Source organism: Carboxydocella sp. JDF658, assembly GCF_002049395.1.
Taxonomy (GTDB): domain Bacteria; phylum Bacillota.
Map to the genome: position 1 here is coordinate 1 of NZ_BDLR01000225.1, position 1,407 is coordinate 1,407.

General features: G+C 32.1%; 1 protein-coding gene. It reads left to right on the forward strand.

The annotated features are described in order from the left end of the window. Positions 1–153: 153 nt before the first annotated feature. Positions 154–1,407: AAA domain-containing protein (locus JDF658_RS13920; RefSeq protein ID WP_159446652.1), on the forward strand; the 1,254-nt coding region annotated here is incomplete at its 3' end.

Genomic DNA, 1,407 nt, shown 5'->3' on the forward strand with positions numbered 1-1,407 from the left:
TATTTCTCAGCTAAAAAACGCATAATTCGGCCTATTTTGTGTTAAATCGAATTAATTCCCAGCTTGACAAATTCTAAAAAATTTTATGCAACGCTACTGAAATATACATATAGATTTAATTTATTTATTTAATTTGTTCAGGGGGAAGCGGAGATGAGTGATTTTAGAAAAGATGTTTATGAAATGATTAAAGCGCTTGATTTGGAGATCTCTCAACTTCAACAAAAAGGGGCAAAATATCGTATTAATGATGGGCAGTTTCTAAAAGAAACAAATCAATGTTATACTTATCAGTTTTTATTAGCAGATGAAATAACCTTACCTGATGGAAGTCCTGTAAGATTAGTATATAAAAATAAGACTGTATATGGTGAAGTATTAGCAATAGAGGGTTTTGATATTACAATAGAGCTTTCAGATTATATTGGGGATGTAGTAGAAGAGGCAGAGTTATATTGTGAACCTTGGAATATTCTTAAAGAATTAAAAAACAGGCTACAAAATATTATAAACTCGAAAAAAAATGGGTTATGCAGATTGGTATTGTACGGTGATGGCAAAAATATTTTAGATAATGATATATATCAAAATTTACAATTTAAGAATGTTCAAACCGAATTGGCAGCTCGTGCTTATTATAACAAAACTACATACATATGGGGGCCTCCAGGTACTGGCAAAACTTATAATTTAGCAAAAGTAACAGATTACTGTATATCGAAAAATTGTACGGTCTTATTGCTTTCCCATAGTAACGCAGCTGTCGATGGTTTGGTTTATAAAATATATGAGCAACAAAAAAATGTGTGGACACCTGGCAAAATAGTTAGATTTGGAGTTCCTAAACTCCCGGAATTACTGAAAGGCGACGCAATTATTACGGCCTCCCAATTAGTAGAGCATAAGTATCCTAAGCTGAAAAAAGAAAAAGAAAAACTATTTCATGAACAGCAATATTTAAGAAAAAAAGTTAAATCCGGAAATGCTACAAAAGATGAAAAAGAAAAACTGGCAATTATAGAAGATAAATTGAAGGAAATAAGAAAAAATATTAGATTATTGGAAGATGAATATATTAATAAAGCTCAAGTCTTAGGAGTTACTCTTTCTAAGGCAGCTTTAAATAGTCTAATTTATAATAGAAAATTTGACGTCGTAATAGTTGATGAAGCTAGTATGGCATATATTCCGTATGTCGTTTTTGCTGCTTCTCTAGCTAAAAAATCTGTTGTTGTGTGCGGGGATTTTAAACAATTACCGCCCATAGCTATAGGACAACACGAATTAATAGAGCGCTGGTTGAAAAGAGATATTTTTGAACAGGCGGGAATAGTTAAGGCCTTAAAAGAAAAAGGCAAACATCCTAATATGGTTATGCTGGTTGAACAGCGCAGGATGCATAAGGAT